Origin of the sequence: Pseudoalteromonas lipolytica, from assembly GCF_001306915.1 — a bacterium.
Lineage (GTDB): Bacteria > Pseudomonadota > Gammaproteobacteria > Enterobacterales > Alteromonadaceae > Pseudoalteromonas > Pseudoalteromonas simplex.
In genome coordinates this window covers 289,041-309,832 of the sequence record NZ_LJTC01000003.1, presented here as the reverse complement: position 1 = coordinate 309,832, position 20,792 = coordinate 289,041, and the positions used below count along the sequence as shown (strand labels likewise).

Here is a 20,792-nt window from a genome sequence, read left to right as displayed (position 1 = left end):
CAACCAAATTATCAAAAAAGATTGACTAGACAAGAACGTGAAAAAGCAATTGAAGAAAAGAAAGTTTGTGATTTTTTCTTAAAGGAATATCGTCAAAATCCGAATGAAGATAATCGGGTAAAGATGAGAAAATTTTGTCCTGTTAAATCTTCAAACTGACATACTGTCAAGACTGACAGTCATCATAACTAATTAATAAAAAAGGGCTTTCGCCCTTTTCTTATATGTTACGTACCGTAATTTATGGGTAATTAAGTATAATTTGTTTCTAGTAGTTAATTTACTTGTTTATATCTATTTTACTATCTTTTATGAGTTCTCATTTATCGCTCTTTCAATTAATAAGTTCTTTGAACAAATAGCTAGTTGTTTTTTATAGTTCTCAAGAGATTAGTTTGTTATGCGTAATTATTTTTAATGTATTACTCTAACAGTTTAGATGTTAAAGCTTTTTATATTTTTAGCATTTAAACCTATCTCGTATATCTGCTCTGGCTTTGCTTGCACAATGCCCATTCAAAATAAACGACCTAATTTTGATAACTTTATATCTTTTCATTTGATGTTCCACATCAGAAGTAGTTCGAGTTTTTTAGGTTACCTCCTCTTACACCTCCTAGGAAAATTCAGATTTCATGGATAAATGATTAATTAAACTTAACTTTTCATTTTCATCTTAGTAGCATATCCATACTTTAATACTAGAAGAGTCACTCTTTTAACATTTCATGCATTTTCTTCAAACTTTATAACTATAAATATTAGCAGGTCCTATGAGAAAGTTTATTTTGCTGACAATTTTTTTGTATTTGGGATGGGAATATTACGTTACAAATAATGGTGGTACATCTATTACTGAGGTAGTCAATAGCCGTGTTATAGCACCTTTAAAAGCACGCTTTAATAAGAGACAACAAAAACGCTTCTCTACTAATGAAAGTTATTTCGAATGTGATGGCAGACAATACTGTAAGCAAATGACATCCATTGAAGAAGCCTATTTTTTCAATAGGCATTGTCCAAATACTGATTTAGATAGTGATTATGATGGTGAGTTATGTGAAGGTGATCCTAGGTTTTAATTTCTATAGTTTAACTTTAATTCTAAATTCTATTTAGAATTAAAGTTTTCCTCCGCATTTACGAAAAAATATGAATTTTCTTAATTCCATATCAATTACTTAGGTGTAACTTGATATAGGACAAAACTTATTTAAATAAGACTTTCCTTGTTTATTTCACAATAATAATATCGGTAATAAACAATACTTTACTATTATAATTATTCTAAAAAAGTGACCAGCACTGTGAATAGCCAACTAATAAATAGCAATGAAGTTAAATTTCCTGAATCATCTATCCTCTTATCAACTACAGATTTAAATAGCAATATTACTTATGCCAATGATGAATTTTGTAAAATAGCCGGATATTCCCTCGACGAAATGGTGCATAAACCTCACAATCTCGTTCGTCATTCTGATATGCCAAAGCTTGCTTTTGCTGATTTATGGCACCATCTTAAAAATGGTCAATCTTGGATGGGACCTGTTAAAAATCGATGTAAAAATGGTGATTACTACTGGGTGAATGCCTTTGTAACACCTATTAAAGATAAAACTGGTAATATCATTGAATTCCAATCAGTCAGAACCAAACAGAGTGATGAAGTTGTACAAAGAGCAACTGCTGAATATGCAAAAATAAACAACAACCAAAAGTCTCATGCTACAGCAGTAAAGTATGATGCCACTCTTTACATAAGTGCCCTGTTGCTAATTAGCTTTTTAGGCTCGCTGGCTGCCCTATTCAGTGCTGGATTTAATATTTTTAATTGTGTACTTGTACTATTTTTAGCATCAGCTAATGGGCTTATGTATTTTTGGCGCCAAAAATATTTAGCACTTATTAGTAAAGCAAAACAAGTATACGATAACCCCTTAATGGCTTACCTGTATTCTGGTACCAATGATCAATCTGGCTTTGCATATCTTGCACTTGAGATGCAAAAAGCAAAACTAAAAGCCGTTGTTGGCCGTGTGAATGATGTTAGTGTGGGTGTTAATTACAATGCCCAACATTGTGCTGAGTCTGGCCATAATGTTACGGAGCTTTTAAATAAACAAACAGACGAAGTCTCACAAATTGTTGTTGCAACAGAACAAATGACCGCTTCTATTGATGAACTTTCGTCTAGCACGATGAAATCAAGCCAAACTGCTGAGTTAACGAATCAAGCAACAGAAGACGGTTCACTTGCTGTTAGACAAACTATAAATTCAATTAGTGAACTTGACGAAAAACTCAATGCCGCAAGCAATTATGTAGAAAACTTAATCCAAGGAAATCAAGATATTGTGGCAATTCTTTCTGAGATTAATGCCATCGCAGATCAAACTAATTTACTTGCTTTAAATGCGGCAATTGAAGCAGCCCGCGCAGGTGAGCATGGCAGAGGGTTTGCGGTAGTTGCAGGAGAAGTACGAGCTCTAGCGTCTAGAACTCAGCAATCAACAGAAGAAATTAGCAATGTATTAAATCAACTTACCCACGCTTCGAAACAAGCACAAATTGCCATGAATGACGGACTAGATTTGTCGGCCAAAAGTGTTAAGCTTGCCCATCAAAGTGGCGATAGTTTAGACCATATTAAAGCGCAATCAATCAAGCTAAGTGAGCTTAATAGTGTTGTAGCCCAAGCGATAAAAGAACAGCTAACGGCAAGTCAATCGATCGCAAGAAATATAACAGCAGCTCAAGATTTTGCTCATGACTGTAAAGAGCTTGGCCAAACTTCGCAGCAACTTTGTGAAGCATTACTCAGTAAAGTGACAGAACAAACATCCTTGATTAGCCAGTTTAAGTAGTTAAAGCAAAACCACGATTATTTGATAAGGTTTATTTTCGGTGTGTGCTTATTAGTACATACCGTATCAAATGCCTCTGCTAGCCGTTCGGTTTCTTTGAATACTTGTTGCCAATATTTGATTCGTATATCAGCATCAAGTTCTGTAAAATCTTTACGATCGGGAATTTTTCCATAAGGTAATGAAGCGACAAATTCCGCTGATGGGGTGATCATCACTACGTTATCATAGTTACTCGGGGTAATACCGCGCTTTAGGCTCTTATCAAACCAACCTGCCTTTGGGCTATTATTAAAATGCGGATATAATATGAGCCCGTCATTATGAATACTTAAGTCAAAGTGATAATCGATAATACCGCCATCACGATACATACCTGGTGGTGTTCCTGTTATATTTTTAATGCCTTGCATCACTAATGGAATAGAGCCTGAAGCAAGCAAAGCATCCGCTAAATTATCTTCGCTTAGCTCAATAGTATGGGTATTGAAAGTATTATTATCGGAAAAAGATAACTGACTATCCGCAGGCTGAAATACATAACGTTCATATTGCTTACTTAACAAACGTCTATTCATTCGATTGACTAAGTAGCTTTTAGATAACCCCATTAACTGCATCACTTTGTTTTCTGATGCTGTAAAGCCATTCGATTTTGCAACTATAAAGTGGGCTTTAAAAATCGGGTTGTTAATGATTTCTTGAATACCATTTTCAGCAAATACAGTGGTTAATAACTCTCGTGCTTTTGTTGTTATTTCTTCTGGTTTTGCTTTATTCGATGAATAGCGTGTTTCAGAGTAAGACTTTGCTAATCGAGATATTGCAGCAACAGGGTCATTTTGTGCAAAACAAGCAGATCTAAATGCACCGGCACTTGACCCTAATAAGTTTAAAGGTGTGGTACGGTCTTTAAAAAATTCACCAAATAGATATTTATCCAAACCAAATAATGTAAACCACTTGGGCCCGCCGCTTGCTCCTAAAAAGGTATTAAACAAATCGGCAGACAGACCTTGCTCTTGAATTACTTTTGCAGCACTAGGCCCTGCATAAATATCTATCATGGTTACTTTTCTCGTTATTGTTTTAGCTTATTTGCGCCATATACCTTGCTCTGTTTGACCTTGAACCTGTACTTTTTCAGAATCAAAACTCGGTTCTTGGCCTGCTTCACGTTGACTATGGTAGTCTTTTGTCACAGATAAGATGGTTGGCGTTAAGCGTATGATAGCGATAACGTTCACCACTGTCATTAAACCTAAAGCAATGTCTGCAAGATCCCACACTTGTTTAATGGTGGCAGATGCGCCCCAAATCATCATTGATAAATATAAACAGGTGTAAATTCCACGGCCGAGTTTATTATCTAGTTTAAATAAATGCAGGTTACTTTCTGCGTAGGCATAGTTTGCAACCACAGAAGTAAACGCAAATAAACAAATTGCAGCCGCTACAAAGTAAATGCCACCAGCAGCCATATGCGCAGTCATCGCAGATTGAGTTAAGCGGATCCCTTCCATTTCGCCGCTAATATCAATATCAGCTAATAAAATAATCACCGCTGTACAACTACACAGCACAATAGTGTCAAAAAACACCCCTAGCATTTGAATATAGCCTTGAGTGACTGGATGGTTTGGTACTGGCGATGCACAGCCAGATGCATGTGGCACACTCCCCGCTCCGGCTTCATTCGAATAAAGCCCTCGCTGAATACCATTTTTAATTGCGGCGCCCATAGCCCCTGCGCCTGCCTCTTGTAAGCCAAAGGCTGAAAGTAAAATATCTTCAATCATCGCAGGCACTTTACCGATATTCAGTAAAGTAATTATGATAGCGGCCAGTACAAATAAAATGCCCATGACTGGCACAATGCGTTCAGCAAAGCGGGCAATAGCTTTAAAGCCACCTAAAATAATAGAGCCTGCCAATATTGTGATCACAATACCTGAATACAGTGTTGGAATTTCAAATGCGTAATTGAGAGCATCGGTAATGGTATTCGTTTGCATGGCACTAAACGTAAAGCCATAACCAAGAAACAAGCAAAAAGCAAAACACACTGCAAGCGCTCTACTGCCTAAGCCTTGTTGAATATAATAAGCAGGCCCGCCCCTAAACTCGCCATTGGCATCCCTGACTTTATAAACTTGCCCAAGTACGCTCTCAGCAAAGCCTGTGGCCATGCCCAAAATGGCAATCACCCACATCCAAAATATTGCACCACTGCCCCCTAACGAAATAGCAACGGCAACCCCTGCAAGGTTACCGGTACCTACACGGGCTGAAAGACCAGTACATAAAGCTTGAAACGAACTAATTGAGTTTTTATCTGTGCTGCTACTCGACTTTAACAGGCTAAACATATGGCGAAACTTAACCAATTGAATCGCTTTTAACCTTACCGAAAACCAGATCCCAGCAAACAGAAGAATATAGATAAGAATTTGGCCTTCCCCCCAAAGAAGACCATTGATTGTCGATACAGCACTGTTAAACATGGCAAGCCTTTATTGTTTTTATAGATAAAAAATCACAGAAAGTGAATAGCTAACCACTTTAACTCTATTTACAAATATCTCAAGTAGGCAATGGGATTAATTACCCGAGCCTGCTCCCAACTAATTTAGCAGTTGTTGCTGTAAAAAGGCACGACCTGCCGCTAAGCCTAATTTGTGATCATAGCGGAGATCTGAATCTGTACTACCCAGCAGTTTACTGCGTAATTTATCACCTGCAAAAATTTGTGTGATACGGGCATCACTTGGCGGGTTTGCAATGAAATCTAATTCATCTTGATAAGCTTGTTCGTGTTGAACCAAGTAATCAATGGTTTTAGGGCAATAACCCGATACGCAAACGAGTGATTTTAACTTATTTACCCATTCAGATTGCACTTGAAAGTTTTCATCAACAGTACGAATAACCACAATATCACGAGCACCACGATTATAGGCCTCTTTCACAGGTAAAGGTGCAGCTAAGCCCCCATCTAAATACATATCATGGACTAAATCAGTATTAGAGCTTTGAATAATGGCATCATTTGCGGCCTTGGTTGTTAGCCAAGGCGTTAAGTTAACGCCATCTTTATATAAAAACGGTAATGCGCTTGATGCTTTTAACAAGGCCAACCATTGTGTATCTTCACCATTTGGGCTCAAGTAATACGGTTTACGATCAGCCGCGTTAGTGGTTGTGATCAACAATTCACGATTACCTAAATTTTGCGTTGCTGTTTTAAAATCTAAGGCACGGTTTACTTCTTTGGTTTTATCAAAATACCAATCAAGGTCAACAATGCTTTTACCAAACAGCCCGCGGCCAAGTTGGAAAAAACGTTTATGCCGAGAAAGGCCTCTGATCAAACGTTTTGCATAGCCTTTTTGACGCGCTAAATAACTTGTTAAATTTTGTGAGCCTGCTGATGTACCAATGAATAAATCGAATGGATCGTAATTATTTTCTAACCACGCATCGAGTACACCTGCGGTAAAAATCCCTCGTTGCCCACCACCCTCAGCGATTAATGCTGTTTTTGTTTGTGGTTCTACTGCGGCAATTGTTTGAGATTTCACGGTGCACCTTCCTAGGGTTATGGTTAATAAATGTATTGTATTAAGTTAATTTCAATCCTTAAAACGGATTATATAAATTGATTTAATCTATAAAACCGTTTAATAAATGAGTGTCAGGGCTTAAGCAATGCGCATAAAAAACTCATTACACGCATTCACTATTTGCCAAACCGTATTAGTGCATGATGCTTGCTAATATTTCCAGCGCATGTTGTCTGTCACTCAATTCATACAGGTCATTTGTAAAAATAAACTCATCAACCTGTAGCGTTTGTTTAATCATACTCAGCTTATGCTTAACGCTCGCTTGACCGCCCACAACAGAAAGTCCTAAAAAGTTTTCTACTTGCATTTTTTCTTGCGCTGTCCACAAGCCTTCCATTGTTGATACAGGCTCTTTAAGCCAAAGTGGCTTGCCGCGCATAAGTGCTAAGATACGTTGTTTCGCTGTGGTTGCTAAAAACTGTGCTTGTTCGTCGGTGTCAGCGGCAACAACGGGTAAACCAAGCATGACGTATGGCTTATCTAATACCTCAGATGGCTGAAATTCTCTGCGATACAATGCAATGGCATCTTCAACAAAGCGTGGGGCAAAATGACCCGCAAATGCATATGGCAAACCTTTTTTTGCCGCAAGCCCCGCACTATAAAGGCTTGAGCCCAGTAACCAGATTGGTACATTTGTATCTTCACCTGGGATTGCGCGTACTGGAGAGTCACCTTTATATGGACCAAGTAAAGCTTGCAGCTCCGTTACTTCATCATTGAAGCGCTCAGCGCGTTGTTCGTCACGGCGCAAAGCTCGGCTGGTAATTGGGTCACTGCCTGGTGCTCGGCCTAAACCTAAATCAATGCGACCGGGGTATAAACTCTCTAGGGTGCCAAATTGCTCAGCAACCACCAGCGGTGGATGGTTAGGTAACATCACCCCACCTGCACCTACGCGGATATTCTGAGTTTTACCTGCGATATGACCTATCAGTACTGAAGTTGCGGCGCACACGATACCGCGCATATTATGATGCTCTGCCATCCAAAACCGATTAAAACCCAGTTTGTCGGCTGTTTGTGCATAGGTAACACTGTTAGCTAGTGTTTGCGAAACGGTTTCGTGCTCTTTCATTGGGCTCAATTCAAGCAATGAAAAAGGTGTATTGCTAAGGTCTGACATTCGCTCTCCAAAATTTAACTCTTTATAATTAGTTAATGAGAGCGAATGGCTATTTTTCAAATGCTAATTAGGCACGGCTTTGTTGCTGTTTTTCCACCTTTAGGCCATCGGCGTCAATACCACGCTTCCAATAGGCTGATGCAACAATGTGTTCACGATCAATTTCAAAACTGCTTGTTACTAAACGGCGAATTGCTTTTACCAAGTTTGCTTCTAGTGCCATAAACACCATAGGTTGCGTGTTATAGCCAGCACATAAGCGTGTTACTTGGTCGAGAAGATCTGTTTCTGGCTCATCTGTAACTAACCATTTAACACTATGTTGGCTGTGTGCCTTAATTTGCTCAAGCTCAATGATGTCGGCTTTATCAGCAACATGAATAATGACATCAACAGTGGCATCTTGTGGCAGGGCTTGTAAGTAGCCATTGATTGCATTTACTGAAGTTAAATCTGCCAGCATTAAATAATGTGTTTGTGTAAAATCAGTGAGTTTTTTAGGGCCAGGGCCTGCTATACCTACCTCGTCGCCTACACACGCATTTTGTGCCCAGTTGGTTGCCACGCCTTGATGTTGGTTAACCACAAAATCGAGGGTAATTGCACCGTTAATTGGGTTGATATCGCGAATAGTGTAAGAGCGCATTAATGCGGGATGCTCAGCGTGTAAATCAAGTTCAACCTTAGATTCACCGGCATGCGGGAGCAATACCTTTACGTACGCACCTTTTGCATCTTGCGGGAAGTCAGCAAACTCGTCTGAGCCAACAACAATTCTTTGTAGATGCGGGGAAATACGTGTAGTACTTAATACGTTTGCACGACGAACTTTTCTAGCCATCTTTCTCTCCTAGCTGGTTAAATTGCACAACACCCCGATAGTTGATATAGTCAACTATACGCTTTTAATTGACTTTGTCAACTAAATCCACCAACTGAACTTAGGTGAACCATGCCACAAACCTCGCTTTCTTCTGCTTTATTTACACTGGCACAAAGTTACCGTGTCACTGTACGCGAAGCCATTAACGCCAACGAGCTTGGCCTTAATGCGCTGCATGTACGCTGTTTACATATCATTGCCGAAACACAGCACTGTACCGCCAATGATATTGTTACCAAAACAGGGCGTGATAAAGCACAAATAGCACGCTTAGTAAAAGAGCTTATAAAGCTTGAACTGGTTTCTAAATGTGCCGACGAAAATGACAAACGCTGTTTAATTTTATCCTTTACTGATCAAGGTAACGCCCTGTTCTCGCGCTTAGAAGTTGCAGAGCAAGAGGTTGATGCCAAACTTTGCCACGGTTTAACTGATCAGCAAGTACGTGATTTCATTGCTATTGCCACAACTATGATCGAAAATATCAATCACAACACGCCGTGATCTTATTGGCAAGATAACCACAAACCACTATACTGTATAAATGTACAGTATAGTGGTTTTGTTATGCGTGTTATTCCTATTTATATCGAAGCTGGCGTATGTGGTTTTGAATCACCGGCAGCACAATACAAAGAGCTAGGCTTATCATTAGATCAGCTATTGATTAAACACCCTGATGCAACATTTATTGGTATTGCCTCTGGCGAATCAATGCAAGGTGTGGGGATTTTTGATGGTGACTTATTACTGGTTGATCGCGCCGAAGATGTTAAAAATGGCGATGTCATTGTCGCGAATCTAAATGGTTTATTTGTTTGTAAGCTATTAGATAAACACAATGCTCAGTTATTATCAGCCTCGCCTAAATACCCCGCGGTGCAACTACGCCAATCGGATGAGTTTCAGTTAGAAGGCGTGGTTACTCGCTCAATTCGCTTACATCGCAGTAGTAAAGAACTATTAGCATGTACGCCTTAGTCGATGCTGTGGCCTTTTATGCCAGCGCCGAAAAAGTATTTGATCCGGCTATTCGTAGTAAACCGGTTGTAGTTCTTACTAACAACGATGGCTGTATTTGTGCCGTGTGCCCTATTGCACGAAAGCTGGCTATTCCAAAATTTCAGCCTTATTTTCAAGTAAAGAAAATACTCGAAGATAACCAAGTGGTGATCCGCTCATCTAACTATGAGCTGTATGCGGATTTAAGCGAGCGAATGATGAACGTGATTGGCCGCTTTTGCGATAATCAGTACATATATTCTATTGATGAATCATTTTTAAACTTTACTGGTTTCAATAAGCTTATTCACGATTGGCATCGTTATGGCCATGATATTCGCCGTACCGTATGGCGCGAAACAAAGCTACCTGTTGGGGTTGGATTTGGCCCAACAGCCACCCTTGCCAAAGCCGCCAATCATGCAGCTAAAAAACTCCCCGGCTTTGATGGCGTTGCAGTGATTGACTCAGAAGCTTCACGGATAACCATTTTAAAAGCCATGGACGTACAAGATGTTTGGGGCGTTGGTCGACGCTTAGCTAAAAAACTCAAAGCAATGAATATCAATACGGCTTTTGATTTAGCCGAGCAAGATCCACGAAAAATGAAACGCCTGTTTAGTATTGTATTAGAGCGCACAGTGAACGAGTTACGCGGAAAAAGCTGCTTAGCCTGGGATGAAGTACGCCAAGACAAAAAAGAAATTTTTTCGACCCGCAGTTTTGGAGAGCGTATCACTGACGCCACCGCGCTGAAAACGGCACTGATCAATCATTGTGTCATTGTAGCAAGAAAACTACGTGCGCAAGGTTCACACACTCAACGCTTATTAATGTTTGTGGCCAGCTCTCCTCATCAAGATGGCTATTATAAAAAGTCCTATATTTATGAGTTTAGTGTCGCCACCGCCGATAGTTGTGTGTTTGCCAATGCTATCAGCGAGGTATTTGATCATCTTTATAAACCCGGGATACGATTTTATAAATGTGGTGTAGGTGCCCTAGAGTTATCGAGCCACATGTTTCAGCAACCTGATTTGTTTCAAGCACCTATCGATAACCCTAAACTGATGCAGTGTCTTGATAGCATTAACACCCGTTATGGCGTGGGTATCCTTGCCATAGCCAGCGAAACTCCTACGACCCGTTGGCATATGAAACGCGCGTACTTATCGCCTCATTACACAACCCGCTGGCATAACCTACCGAAAATACATTGTTAAAAGTAATGGAGTAACTGTAGTTTTAACTGCTGCTCAGTACTTTGTTGATTTTGATAAACATATGAACTTCTTAATCCCCAGTTTTGAGCAAGTGCAATTTGCCAATGAGCAGCAAGCTCTATTTGATGATTTGTGCTCGCATTATTAGCAAGCCAAAACCCCTGTGCTGTTAGAGCAAGTTTTTGCGCATCACTTGCTTGCCAAATTAAACCAAATTCTGTGCCAAGGCCAAGCGAGACTGAATCAGTAAGCTCTCCAGCTTGTAATAACGAAGACGCAAGAAAGTAACTTTGAAAGCCTGATGCATCACCGAATGATTTTCCATAACCGCCTTGTATGAAGGCTCTTCCCTTACGTTTATCGTCAGTAGGTTTACGGTCAAAACCAACACGCATATTCCAAGACCAAGAGTCAAACAAACGATTATCTGGAGCTAACGACATTGCATCAATAAAATACACATGCTCTAAATAGGCATTCCCCTCAGAGTCTAGATCTCCCTCTATATCAAAAAAGCTAATTTGCGCGCCAGGTATAAATCCACCAGCGTTATCTAACAAGTCATGGTACGCCATTCGATAACTAAAACCGTAGCGATTTTCTGAATACTTAAAATGATTAAATACCATTCCAAAACGACTAGAATCATGACCTTTTTCAGGGCTAATGCTGGGTGTTACAGGTCTTGCAAAGGGCGAAGGCAAAAGTAATTTACTACGCTGGTGCAGTAAGGCCGTTAATCTAGGCGCAATTGCTTCACGTTCTAAACCTTGGTCGTAGTATTGATAATTTAACCACTCGTATGCCATTTCAAGTACAGGCACAGCTTGTTCCGCGGTTAAAGAAAACCCACTGAGTGGTTCGCCATTTTTTAATTTACGTGCAATATCAATTTGTTCATCAGTCAACTGGCTTTCGTAGTTAATTAGCATGGTGCCCGATGCAGGACGATATCGAGGCATAGATAAAAGTTTGTGTTCAGCAAGTGCTTTGACAGTATCAGAAGGAATAGCATGACTAGAAAAATTATTACTTAAGTTAAGATCATCACGTGCCACTTGCAATAGCGCTAATAATTGATAAGAACAATTTTCATCAATAAAAAAATAGTCAAATGTAGCCCATTGCAGTTCCCATAAATGTAGTAAAACACGTTGAATTTCAGATTCAGACAAAGCTAATTTATATTCCCACATATCACGGGATTCCAAATCATTATATTCACGAACCTTGCGATAATATGGCATTAATGTGAACTTACCAGGATACTGACCTATAAGCCCCTTAAGAGCATATAAAGCTGCATTATCAGTTGCATCAGGTTCAGCAGCAAAATTGACTGCAAATGCAATCAGTTCTCTACTGCGAGTTTGATCTTTAGCATCAATTCGTAACAAGGTATGACCAAACATAGAAGCTGGATCATTCATAAAAGCGGTAGGAAAAACTAAAGTCATCCCCTTTGGGTTTATAAGCTTTTGCCATGTCTTAATTTCAGGGCAAGCTAACTCAGGCCACTCCGAATAAAAGTTTTGCTTTAACCATTGATAACGAGCAGGGAACTGACAAGTAACATCATTATTCTCACTCTGAAACGCTTCGATAGTAGCTAAAAGTTCAGCATGAGGATCAAACTTTCCATTAACCGAAAGAAAAAAGCTATGGCTATCAACCTCACTTTCATGTGAACCCGAGATTGATTGCTGATAATGGCCTAATTTAAGCCAGTATGGATGGGATGCGATATTGTGTATTGTTGTAGCAGAATAAGCCGAGCTACTCAAAACAAACGCAGCAACAATAAGAAATTTAAACATAAAATAAAAAAGCCCTAAACGGGCTTTAGATAAGAATATTAACACTTAAGATAAAGTGTAAGAAGATAGCTGTGAGTCACTCGCTACAAGGTTATTAAGGTTTTCTAGTACAGTTTGAGAAGTAACATTTTCAGAAGTGAAAACGTGAGTAAACTGAGCCTGTACTAATTTATTAAACGCCGCTTTATCTTGAGCTTGAACACCCCAAACTTCCGCAAGTGTATCTAGTGATTCGCCTTCACCACGAGACATATCGCGCGCAAGTTGTTCCATGTTGCCATCAATAAATGTTGCTACTTTAGTTGACGCCGTAACAGTACCTGTACCGTCACAACCTAACGTACCAAATGTGATACCAAAAGTTTGGTTACCAGATGTACCGTTTGTCGTCGCACCTAATACTTTAACAACTTTACCTTCTTGGCCTGCGAAAAGTTGCGAACCTAGACCACAGCCGATATCTTGATCAGCCATCGCATTAGAAAGTGGAAGAAGAGTAAGTGCAGAAATAGCAATAATTTTTTTCATATCCTGAATCCTTTAAGATAATTCGTTATTAGAATTAATAACGCATGAACAGCTTATCTATAAATAGCCTCAGTACAATAAGTAATTTCCGAAATTAGGAAAAAACACCGTTATATGATTAAAAATCAGCCAACCTAGCACCTAACAAAGCACATAAATCGTTAGGATCTATAGAAATCTCTAATCCACGTTTACCCGCGGAAACATATACTTTTTCATAATTAGATACTGATTGATGAACAAACGTCATTAATCGCTTTTTCTGACCTAGCGGACTCACCCCACCTAAAATATAACCTGTCGTGTTTTCGACTTTTTGTTGTGGAGCCATCTGCACTTTTTTAACCTTTGCCGCCTTTGCTAGCATTTTCAAGTTAACTTGCTGGCTCACTGGCACAATAGCAACCAAAAGCTGATGCTCAGTATCTTCAAGTACTAAAGTTTTAAATACTTGCTCAGCAGGGAGCTTTAGCTTCTCAACCGCTTCAAGACCAAACTGTTGCTTTGAAGGATCATGTTGATAGCTGAGCACATCAAAATTAATACCTTTCTTTTGTAATAAATTAATAGCCGGTGTCATTACTTCTTCCAAATACTGAATGCTGAACGATAAAAAACATAACGTGAACGGTAGTCTAAAAGCAATTAATCAAAGCCTACAATCGTACTAACTTAAGTAAAATGAACTACACTTAAGTGATAGACACTACGCAAGGTAATGAACATGTCTAGAGCTAATAGCCTATATCTGGTTAAGCAGTTACTTATCATACTCACCCTGTTGTATACGATTAATTTTATCTGCAACGAATACTTAGCGTGGAACTCCTTTATTGATTGCCAAAATAAATGTCAAACACTTGGTCTAAATAAAGGGAAGATTCAAAAAACGGTATTCTCTGATGATGTAACATTGTGCAGATGTCTTGATGATTCTGCCTATTATGTTGTATTAGATTAAATCTGAAAATGCCGATTAGGAATAGGGTCAATTTAACGTATTATAAATTAGGTATTAATTTAACAAAGGAAGATAGATGTTTTTAGACTACTTTGCACTGGTCATGCTAGTGTTTGTAACGGTAGTAATATTTTATGGTGTTATTGCCATTCACGATATTCCCTACGAAATTGCCAAAAAACGTAATCACCCTCACCAAGATGCCATCCATTATGCAGGCTGGGTTAGCCTGTTTACCCTACATGTGCTGTGGCCATTTTTATGGGTTTGGGCGACATTATGGCGTGATGACCGCGGCTGGGGGTTTAACCAAATTCAAAAGGAACAAGAAGACTTAGCAGAAAAAGTAGCTAGCCTGACAGCCACGGTTGCAGCACTACAAGCACAAATAAATGCTCAATCGAATAATAAAGAGAAATAGACTATGGATTTGTTATTAATACTCACTTATACCGCATTGTGCATTGGTATCTTTAAAGTGTTTAAAATCCCACTTAATAAATGGACAGTACCCACCGCGGTACTCGGTGGTGTGGTACTGATAGGCGCTTTAATCCTATTAATGAACTATAATCATCCACATTCAAATATGGCCAGCAGTGCCTATGTCACAACACCCATTGTGCCAAATGTACGTGGTACCGTTGAAGAGGTTGCAGTAACGCCAAATCAGCCGGTTAAAAAAGGTGACTTATTGTTTCGCATAGACGATACCTTATATCGAGCCAAACTAAATCAAGCGATTGCCGCTTTGCAGGATGCAAAACAGTCAGTGCTCGGTTTAGAAGCGAGCTATAAATCAGCACAAGCCAGTGCCCTAATGGCTAAAGCTGAATATGATCGTAGCAAGAAAGAATACGAACGTTATGAAAAAGGCGCAAAAAGCGGTGCTTACTCAAAAGGCCAAGTTGATAATAAATTAGGTGTATATTTAGCAGCAAAGGCAAGCTACGAAGCAGCACAAGCCGAAGAGTTACGCCAGAAACTAGCATTTGAGTCTGAAATAAACGGTGAGCAAACTAAAATTGCCGCAGCTCGCGCTAATTTAGAGCAAGCTCAATTTAACTTAGACAGCACAAGCGTTTATGCACCTACTGATGGCTATGTAACACAACTAACATTACGCCCTGGGATGATTGCAGTCCCTATGCCATTACGCCCAGTAATGACCTTTGTGCACAAAGAAGATGCCGTTTACGTCGCTGCATTTAGACAAAATTCACTATTAAGACTCGAGTCTGGCTACAAAGCAGATTTTATTTTTAAAGCTATTCCGGGCAAAACCTTTGCAGGCGAAGTAATCGATGTATTACCTGCGATTGGTGAAGGGCAAGTGCAAGCACAAGGCACACTGATGGGCACGGAGTTTTTTGCTCGTCAAGGGCGCGCAATTGTCACCTTAAAAATCACCGATGACATGAGTGAATATCACCTGCCACAAGGAACAAGCACAGAAGTTGCAGTTTATTCAGAACACTTCGAACACGTATCAGTGATGCGTAAAGTATTGATCAGAATGAAAAGTTGGCAAAACTACCTATTCTTAGATCATTAAGGCATAAAAAAGGCGCTTATCAGCGCCTTTTTATTCTCGAACTCAAGTTACTTAACTAGAAGTTACTTAGTTAGGTCATCGAAAAACTTCTTCACACCATCAAAGAAACCTTTTTCTTTTGGACGGTTTTTAGAGCCATCTTTACCCATGCTTTGCTCAAGCTCTTCAAGCAATTCACGTTGACGGTCATTTAGATTCACTGGCGTTTCAATAACCACTTTACAGATCAAGTCACCTTGAGCGCCACTACGTACAGACTTAACACCTTTACCACGCATACGGAACATCTTGCCCGTTTGGCTTTCTGCTGGGATCTTCAGTTTTGCACGGCCATCCAGTGTCGGCACTTCAATTTCGCCACCCAGTGCTGCTGTCGTAAAGCTAATCGGAACTTCACAATACAGATTATTACCATCACGTTGGAAAATCGGGTGTTCACGAACAGAAACCTGAACGTATAAATCACCTGCTGGTGCACCATGCATGCCCGCTTCACCTTCGCCTGATAGACGAATACGGTCACCTGTATCAACACCCGCTGGGATCTTCACTGATAAAGTCTTAGTTTTTTCTACACGACCTTGACCATGACAGCTGTCACATGGATCAGAAATAATTTGACCTGTGCCCTGACACGTAGGGCATGTTTGCTGAACCGCGAAGAAACCTTGGCGCATTTGTACTTGACCAGCACCATGACAGGTAGTACATGTTTTTGGTTTAGAACCCGCTTTTGCACCGCTACCATCACATGGCTTACAGCTAACCCAAGTTGGTACTTTAATTTCGACATCTTTACCACGAACGGCCTCTTCAAGGCTTAAGTCCATGTTGTAACGTAAGTCCGAACCACGTTGTTGACGCGATTGACGACGACCGCCGCCGCCACCAAAGATATCTCCAAACACATCACCGAAAATATCACCAAAATCACCATGACCGCCGCCGAAGCCACCGCCATGACCGCCACCACCTTGTTCAAAGGCTGCGTGACCATATTGATCATACATCTGACGTTTTTGGTCATCAGTTAGTACTTCGTAGGCTTCTTTTACTTCCTTGAATTTAGACTCAAGTTCTTTATCGCCTGCGGTACGGTCTGGATGATATTTCATCGCTAAGCGCTTATACGCTTTTTTTATGTCTCGTTCGCTGGCATCTTTGCTCACGCCGAGAACTTCATAATAATCGCTTTTTGACATATCTATCACACTACTCTTTTTACTGCAGTTACACTGCGTAAGGTAAGTCGAACGACTTTACCGTTTATATACATGCAAAAGGCGCGTCAAGCGAAATCGCTGGCGCGCCTCAATCATTTCATCCTAACTTAATTGGCTAAACAAAGCAGCCATTAATGCGTTAGGCAGAAGCGAAACAAGCAATTACTTGTCGTCTTTCACTTCTTCGAACTCTGCATCAACAACATCGTCGTCTTGTTTTGCAGAAGATTGTTGTGCACCTGCATCCGCACCACCTTGTTGTTGCTGTGCTTTAGCTTGTGCAATTTCCATTAGCTTTTGTGACTTCTCAGCAAGAGCTTGAGTTTTCGCTTCAATCTCTTCTTTGTTATCACCTTTAATCGCCGCTTCTAGCTCAGTAAGCGCAGCTTCGATTGCTTCTTTATCTTCTGCAGGTAATGCATCACCCGCTTCTTCGATTTGCTTGCGTGTACCGTGAACCATTGCATCAGCTTGGTTACGAGTTACTACTAGCTCTTCGAATTTCTTATCTTCTTCAGCATGCGCTTCAGCATCACGAACCATTTTTTCTACTTCATCGTCGCTTAGACCTGAAGAAGCTTGGATTGTGATCTTCTGCTCTTTACCTGTATCTTTATCTTTAGCAGATACATGTAAGATACCGTCCGCATCTACGTCGAATGTTACTTCGATTTGTGGCGTACCACGTTGTGCTGGGCGAATACCTTCTAGGTTAAATTGACCTAGTGATTTGTTATCGCTTGCACGCTTACGCTCACCTTGTAATACGTGAATCGTTACCGCTGATTGGTTGTCTTCAGCTGTTGAGAAAACTTGTGATTTCTTAGTAGGAATCGTCGTATTTTTCTCGATTAGCGCAGTCATTACTTGACCCATAGTCTCGATACCTAGTGATAACGGAGATACATCAAGTAGAAGTACGTCTTTAACGTCACCAGCTAATACACCACCTTGAATCGCTGCACCTACTGCAACTGCTTCATCAGGGTTAACGTCTTTACGTGGCTCTTTACCAAAGAACTCTGCAACTGTTTTTTGAACTAGAGGCATACGTGTTTGACCACCAACAAGGATGATGTCATTTACGTCGCTTACTGATAAATCAGCATCAGCTAGTGCACGCTTAAGTGGCTCAATTGACTTAGTTACTAAGTCTTCAACAAGTGACTCAAGTTTTGCACGAGTAACTTTCACGTTCATGTGCTTAGGACCTGTTGCGTCAGCAGTCACGTACGGTAAGTTAACTTCTGTTTGTTGTGCAGAAGAAAGTTCAATTTTCGCTTTTTCAGCAGCTTCTTTAACACGTTGCATTGCAAGCGGGTCGTTTTTAAGGTCGATACCTTGATCTTTCTTAAACTCTTCAACTAAGTAGTTGATAACACGGTTATCGAAATCTTCACCACCTAAGTGAGTGTCACCGTTAGTTGCTAACACTTCAAACGTGTGCTCGCCTTCAACTTCGTCGATTTCGATGATAGAGATATCGAAAGTACCACCACCTAAGTCGTATACTGCAACAACGTTTTCACCTTTATTTTTGTCCATGCCGTATGCAAGTGCAGCGGCAGTTGGCTCATTGATGATACGTTTAACTTCAAGACCAGCAATACGACCAGCATCTTTAGTCGCTTGACGTTGTGAGTCATTGAAGTATGCAGGTACTGTGATTACTGCTTCAGTAACCGCTTCACCTAGGAAGTCTTCTGCTGTTTTCTTCATTTTTTTCAGCACTTCTGCTGAAATTTGTGGTGCAGCACGTTTCTCGCCACGCGCTTCAACCCATGCATCACCGTTATCAGCTTTTACAATTTTAAAAGGCATGATACCGATATCACGTTGTACTTCTTCATCTTCAAAACGACGACCAATTAAACGCTTGATTGCAAATAATGTGTTAGTTGGGTTAGTTACTGCTTGGCGTTTTGCAGGTTGACCAACTAATGTTTCACCGTCTTGCGTGTATGCAATGATCGATGGTGTTGTGCGATCGCCTTCCGCGTTTTCGATAACGCGTGCTTTATCACCGTCTAGTACTGCTACACAAGAGTTAGTAGTACCTAAATCGATTCCAATAATTCTACCCATGAATCTTCTCCAACTTCAAAATTCGTTAATACGTTCGATGACTAGTAAATAGGGATGCAGGAAACTGAATTCAACTATAAAAATGAAAAATTTTACTTTTTTTTGAAATTTTTTTTGAAATGCATGTTTTTTCCTCAAAAAGCACTGTATTTGTACGCCTATTGCGGAATAAACAAACTGGTCTGATGACTTTGGCTGTGCTATAACCTAAACCATAACAATAAACGTTAAGGAAAATTATGCATTTTGATCAATTACTCGCCATGGCAGCTGAACTTGGTAAAGACAAAACAAAAGTAATGCAGTTTCCAAAAAACTGGTGCCAAGGCCGCACTGCATTTGGTGGTTTATCTGCAGCTTTATTATATCAAGCTATACGGCAGCATATCGATAACTCTCGCCGTTTATTATCTTTAAGTACTAACTTTGTTGGCCCGTTAATCGCTGACAATGATTTTTCAATCGACGTTGAAGTCTTACGTGAAGGAAAAAACAGTGCGCAGGTACTGGCAAAAGTGATTCAAAATGGCGATGTTTGTGTTATTACACAAGCCTGTTTTGGGGCTGAGCGTCAATCAAGTGTACAAGTAGATGTCACTAAAACCATGCAGCTAAAACCCGTTGATGAACGTTTTACCCTACCTTATAAAGAAGGCGTGATGCCGGCATTTTTCCAGCACGTTGCACTGTGTTTGCAAGACGGCAATATGCCTTTCTCTGGAGCAGACACCTCACATTTAGGTGGTTGGATGAAATTCAAACATGTACCAGAGCAAATGAGTGAAGCGCATATCATTGCTTTAACAGATGCATGGCCACCGACTCTATTACAAATGTACAAGCAACCTGCACCAGCAAGTAGTATGTCATGGTACATAGAATTTGTAGAAGAACCTGCAATTGCCCATGATGCTTGGATTGGCTACGAGGCTGTTACCAATCATAGTAAAGATGGCTATGGTCTTGAAGATGGCTGTATTTGGAGTGAAGACGGTAAGCTAATTGCATTGAGCCGCCAAACTGTTGCGTTATTCGCGTAACTCTGGCTCTGAAAGCTGCGCGTACTCAGTACCATCAAGGCGAATAATTGCTTGGTATTCGCCTGATTCTATGATCTCACCAAGACCCAAATTAAACGTGTTTTTTAACGTTTTACTGTAAAAAAACGCAGGTCTTGGTGCTTCTTTAAAGATTGCATGCACAATAAAAGGTTTTACCTCAGCGCTTTGTTTATATTTTTCTAAATAATATAAAAACACCCGGCGCTCTAGAATAATAACATCAACCCAGCCCTTCATAAGGTGATCAACTTGCGCTTCTTGGTTAACCACTTCTTCGTAAGAGCGTAAAATATTGGTAACCGATTTAAAAGGTGCTTCAATAAAATTAGTTGCGTTCTGAAAGGCAAGTACACTTTTACCTGCTAAATCATAGATAGTGCTAATTTTTAAATCTCTATTAGCAAGGCTGACCGCGACATTTTGATAGCGCAGTAGTTCATCACTTTTATAAACATGTGGAGTGAGAACTGGAGGAAAGTTTAATGCAATATCAACCTCTCCCTGCATAAGCTGTTGCTCTGCACGTTTATTAGACATGTAATGAATATGAATATTAGAGATGCCTTGTGACTTAAAAGCTGCTTTTAAAATTTCAAGTTGAATACCGCTATTGGTATCTTCGATAACATAAGGAGGTAAAGAGGCGCTTGCAGCAACAACAATAGGTTGTTGTATATTTGGCTCAGATAAACACTCACCTTTAACACTAATAAACAACATTAAAAGGGTAAATAATTGCTTCACTAATCACCATAATGAATTAAATGTATTAAAAAGCGTAATCGCTTTGTACAAATATTAGCTTATATTAAACAATGCTGCATTTGTATTTATG

The 20,792-nt window shown here is 39.9% G+C and carries 19 protein-coding genes; 8 read left to right on the top strand and 11 right to left on the bottom strand.

The window, feature by feature from the left end:
• Positions 1-773: 773 nt before the first annotated feature.
• The gene (locus AOG27_RS21900) at positions 774-1,082 is read left to right on the top strand and encodes an excalibur calcium-binding domain-containing protein (protein ID WP_054552227.1); all 309 of its coding nucleotides are present in this window, start codon (positions 774-776) and stop codon (positions 1,080-1,082) included.
• 225 nt (positions 1,083-1,307) lie between these two features.
• On the top strand, positions 1,308-2,867 hold the full coding sequence (locus AOG27_RS06645) for a methyl-accepting chemotaxis protein (protein WP_138599779.1): 1,560 nt from the start codon (positions 1,308-1,310) through the stop codon (positions 2,865-2,867).
• A gap of 17 nt (positions 2,868-2,884) precedes the next feature.
• Here AOG27_RS06645 and AOG27_RS06640 read toward each other — a convergent pair whose 3' ends face one another.
• From AOG27_RS06640 to AOG27_RS06620, 5 genes are all read right to left on the bottom strand, one after another.
• Entirely contained in the window at positions 2,885-3,934 is a 1,050-nt protein-coding gene (locus AOG27_RS06640; protein ID WP_054552225.1) for a patatin-like phospholipase family protein, read from the bottom strand.
• 27 nt (positions 3,935-3,961) lie between these two features.
• Positions 3,962-5,371, bottom strand: coding sequence for an alanine/glycine:cation symporter family protein (locus tag AOG27_RS06635; RefSeq protein ID WP_054552224.1), 1,410 nt, complete (start codon positions 5,369-5,371; stop codon positions 3,962-3,964).
• 120 nt (positions 5,372-5,491) lie between these two features.
• Positions 5,492-6,448, bottom strand: a complete 957-nt coding sequence (locus AOG27_RS06630; protein WP_054552223.1) for a patatin-like phospholipase family protein — start codon at positions 6,446-6,448, stop codon at positions 5,492-5,494.
• Between the two features lie 175 nt (positions 6,449-6,623).
• Positions 6,624-7,619, bottom strand: coding sequence for an LLM class flavin-dependent oxidoreductase (locus AOG27_RS06625; protein ID WP_054552222.1), 996 nt, complete (start codon positions 7,617-7,619; stop codon positions 6,624-6,626).
• Positions 7,620-7,686: 67 nt separating this feature from the next.
• Complete coding sequence (locus AOG27_RS06620) at positions 7,687-8,460, bottom strand: siderophore-interacting protein (protein ID WP_054552221.1); 774 nt, start codon at positions 8,458-8,460, stop codon at positions 7,687-7,689.
• A 111-nt stretch (positions 8,461-8,571) separates the two neighbouring features.
• Here AOG27_RS06620 and AOG27_RS06615 point away from each other — a divergent pair, with 111 nt between their 5' ends.
• From AOG27_RS06615 to AOG27_RS06605, 3 genes are all read left to right on the top strand, one after another.
• Positions 8,572-9,006 carry a MarR family winged helix-turn-helix transcriptional regulator gene (locus tag AOG27_RS06615; RefSeq protein ID WP_054552220.1) on the top strand — a complete coding sequence of 145 codons (435 nt, stop codon included), beginning with the start codon at positions 8,572-8,574 and terminating at the stop codon, positions 9,004-9,006.
• A gap of 63 nt (positions 9,007-9,069) precedes the next feature.
• Positions 9,070-9,483: a LexA family protein gene (locus AOG27_RS06610; protein ID WP_054552219.1), complete on the top strand. Its 414-nt coding sequence runs from the start codon at positions 9,070-9,072 to the stop codon at positions 9,481-9,483.
• Positions 9,471-10,727 carry a Y-family DNA polymerase gene (locus tag AOG27_RS06605; protein ID WP_054552218.1) on the top strand — a complete coding sequence of 419 codons (1,257 nt, stop codon included), beginning with the start codon at positions 9,471-9,473 and terminating at the stop codon, positions 10,725-10,727. Before AOG27_RS06610 ends, AOG27_RS06605 begins: the two co-directional genes overlap by 13 nt.
• Here AOG27_RS06605 and AOG27_RS06600 read toward each other — a convergent pair.
• The 3 genes from AOG27_RS06600 to ybaK form a co-directional block, all read right to left on the bottom strand.
• The gene (locus AOG27_RS06600; protein WP_054552217.1) at positions 10,724-12,544 is read right to left on the bottom strand and encodes a DUF4105 domain-containing protein; all 1,821 of its coding nucleotides are present in this window, start codon (positions 12,542-12,544) and stop codon (positions 10,724-10,726) included. The two genes, AOG27_RS06605 and AOG27_RS06600, sit on opposite strands and share 4 nt — an antisense overlap.
• Positions 12,545-12,589: 45 nt before the next feature.
• Positions 12,590-13,072, bottom strand: coding sequence for a DUF3015 domain-containing protein (locus tag AOG27_RS06595; protein WP_054552216.1), 483 nt, complete (start codon positions 13,070-13,072; stop codon positions 12,590-12,592).
• 118 nt (positions 13,073-13,190) lie between these two features.
• Complete coding sequence (gene ybaK / locus AOG27_RS06590) at positions 13,191-13,652, bottom strand: Cys-tRNA(Pro) deacylase (RefSeq protein WP_054552215.1); 462 nt, start codon at positions 13,650-13,652, stop codon at positions 13,191-13,193.
• Positions 13,653-14,109: 457 nt separating this feature from the next.
• Between ybaK and AOG27_RS06580 the strand changes: the two genes are divergently transcribed.
• Entirely contained in the window at positions 14,110-14,454 is a 345-nt protein-coding gene (locus AOG27_RS06580) for a DUF3302 domain-containing protein (RefSeq protein ID WP_054552213.1), read from the top strand.
• 3 nt (positions 14,455-14,457) lie between these two features.
• Positions 14,458-15,588 (top strand): HlyD family secretion protein, encoded by a 1,131-nt coding sequence (locus AOG27_RS06575; protein ID WP_054552212.1) that lies wholly within the window; start codon positions 14,458-14,460, stop codon positions 15,586-15,588.
• Between the two features lie 62 nt (positions 15,589-15,650).
• Here the strand turns inward: AOG27_RS06575 and dnaJ are convergent, their stop codons facing one another.
• The gene (gene dnaJ / locus AOG27_RS06570) at positions 15,651-16,790 is read right to left on the bottom strand and encodes a molecular chaperone DnaJ (protein WP_054552211.1); all 1,140 of its coding nucleotides are present in this window, start codon (positions 16,788-16,790) and stop codon (positions 15,651-15,653) included.
• Positions 16,791-16,973: 183 nt separating this feature from the next.
• On the bottom strand, positions 16,974-18,896 hold the full coding sequence (gene dnaK, locus AOG27_RS06565; RefSeq protein WP_054552210.1) for a molecular chaperone DnaK: 1,923 nt from the start codon (positions 18,894-18,896) through the stop codon (positions 16,974-16,976).
• A 239-nt stretch (positions 18,897-19,135) separates the two neighbouring features.
• On the opposite strand from dnaK, the gene AOG27_RS06560 reads away from it, so the two are divergent.
• A complete protein-coding gene (locus AOG27_RS06560; RefSeq protein WP_054552209.1) occupies positions 19,136-19,936 on the top strand; it encodes a thioesterase family protein in 801 nt (266 codons plus the stop codon).
• Here the strand turns inward: AOG27_RS06560 and AOG27_RS06555 are convergent.
• Positions 19,925-20,701 (bottom strand): substrate-binding periplasmic protein, encoded by a 777-nt coding sequence (locus AOG27_RS06555; RefSeq protein WP_235373655.1) that lies wholly within the window; start codon positions 20,699-20,701, stop codon positions 19,925-19,927. The two genes, AOG27_RS06560 and AOG27_RS06555, sit on opposite strands and share 12 nt — an antisense overlap.
• Positions 20,702-20,792: the final 91 nt, after the last annotated feature.

Excerpts from the sequence above, each read along its gene's own strand:
- AOG27_RS06595 (WP_054552216.1), bottom strand. The coding sequence starts at position 13,072 with ATGAAAAAAATTATTGCTATTTCTGCACTTACTCTTCTTCCACTTTCT.
- dnaJ (WP_054552211.1), bottom strand. The coding sequence starts at position 16,790 with ATGTCAAAAAGCGATTATTATGAAGTTCTCGGCGTGAGCAAAGATGCC.
- AOG27_RS06580 (WP_054552213.1), top strand. The coding sequence starts at position 14,110 with ATGTTTTTAGACTACTTTGCACTGGTCATGCTAGTGTTTGTAACGGTA.
- AOG27_RS06640 (WP_054552225.1), bottom strand. The coding sequence starts at position 3,934 with ATGATAGATATTTATGCAGGGCCTAGTGCTGCAAAAGTAATTCAAGAG.
- dnaK (WP_054552210.1), bottom strand. The coding sequence starts at position 18,896 with ATGGGTAGAATTATTGGAATCGATTTAGGTACTACTAACTCTTGTGTA.
- AOG27_RS06610 (WP_054552219.1), top strand. The coding sequence starts at position 9,070 with ATGCGTGTTATTCCTATTTATATCGAAGCTGGCGTATGTGGTTTTGAA.
- AOG27_RS06575 (WP_054552212.1), top strand. The coding sequence starts at position 14,458 with ATGGATTTGTTATTAATACTCACTTATACCGCATTGTGCATTGGTATC.
- AOG27_RS06635 (WP_054552224.1), bottom strand. The coding sequence starts at position 5,371 with ATGTTTAACAGTGCTGTATCGACAATCAATGGTCTTCTTTGGGGGGAA.
- AOG27_RS21900 (WP_054552227.1), top strand. The coding sequence starts at position 774 with ATGAGAAAGTTTATTTTGCTGACAATTTTTTTGTATTTGGGATGGGAA.
- AOG27_RS06605 (WP_054552218.1), top strand. The coding sequence starts at position 9,471 with ATGTACGCCTTAGTCGATGCTGTGGCCTTTTATGCCAGCGCCGAAAAA.
- AOG27_RS06615 (WP_054552220.1), top strand. The coding sequence starts at position 8,572 with ATGCCACAAACCTCGCTTTCTTCTGCTTTATTTACACTGGCACAAAGT.
- AOG27_RS06560 (WP_054552209.1), top strand. The coding sequence starts at position 19,136 with ATGCATTTTGATCAATTACTCGCCATGGCAGCTGAACTTGGTAAAGAC.
- ybaK (WP_054552215.1), bottom strand. The coding sequence starts at position 13,652 with ATGACACCGGCTATTAATTTATTACAAAAGAAAGGTATTAATTTTGAT.
- AOG27_RS06620 (WP_054552221.1), bottom strand. The coding sequence starts at position 8,460 with ATGGCTAGAAAAGTTCGTCGTGCAAACGTATTAAGTACTACACGTATT.
- AOG27_RS06625 (WP_054552222.1), bottom strand. The coding sequence starts at position 7,619 with ATGTCAGACCTTAGCAATACACCTTTTTCATTGCTTGAATTGAGCCCA.
- AOG27_RS06600 (WP_054552217.1), bottom strand. The coding sequence starts at position 12,544 with ATGTTTAAATTTCTTATTGTTGCTGCGTTTGTTTTGAGTAGCTCGGCT.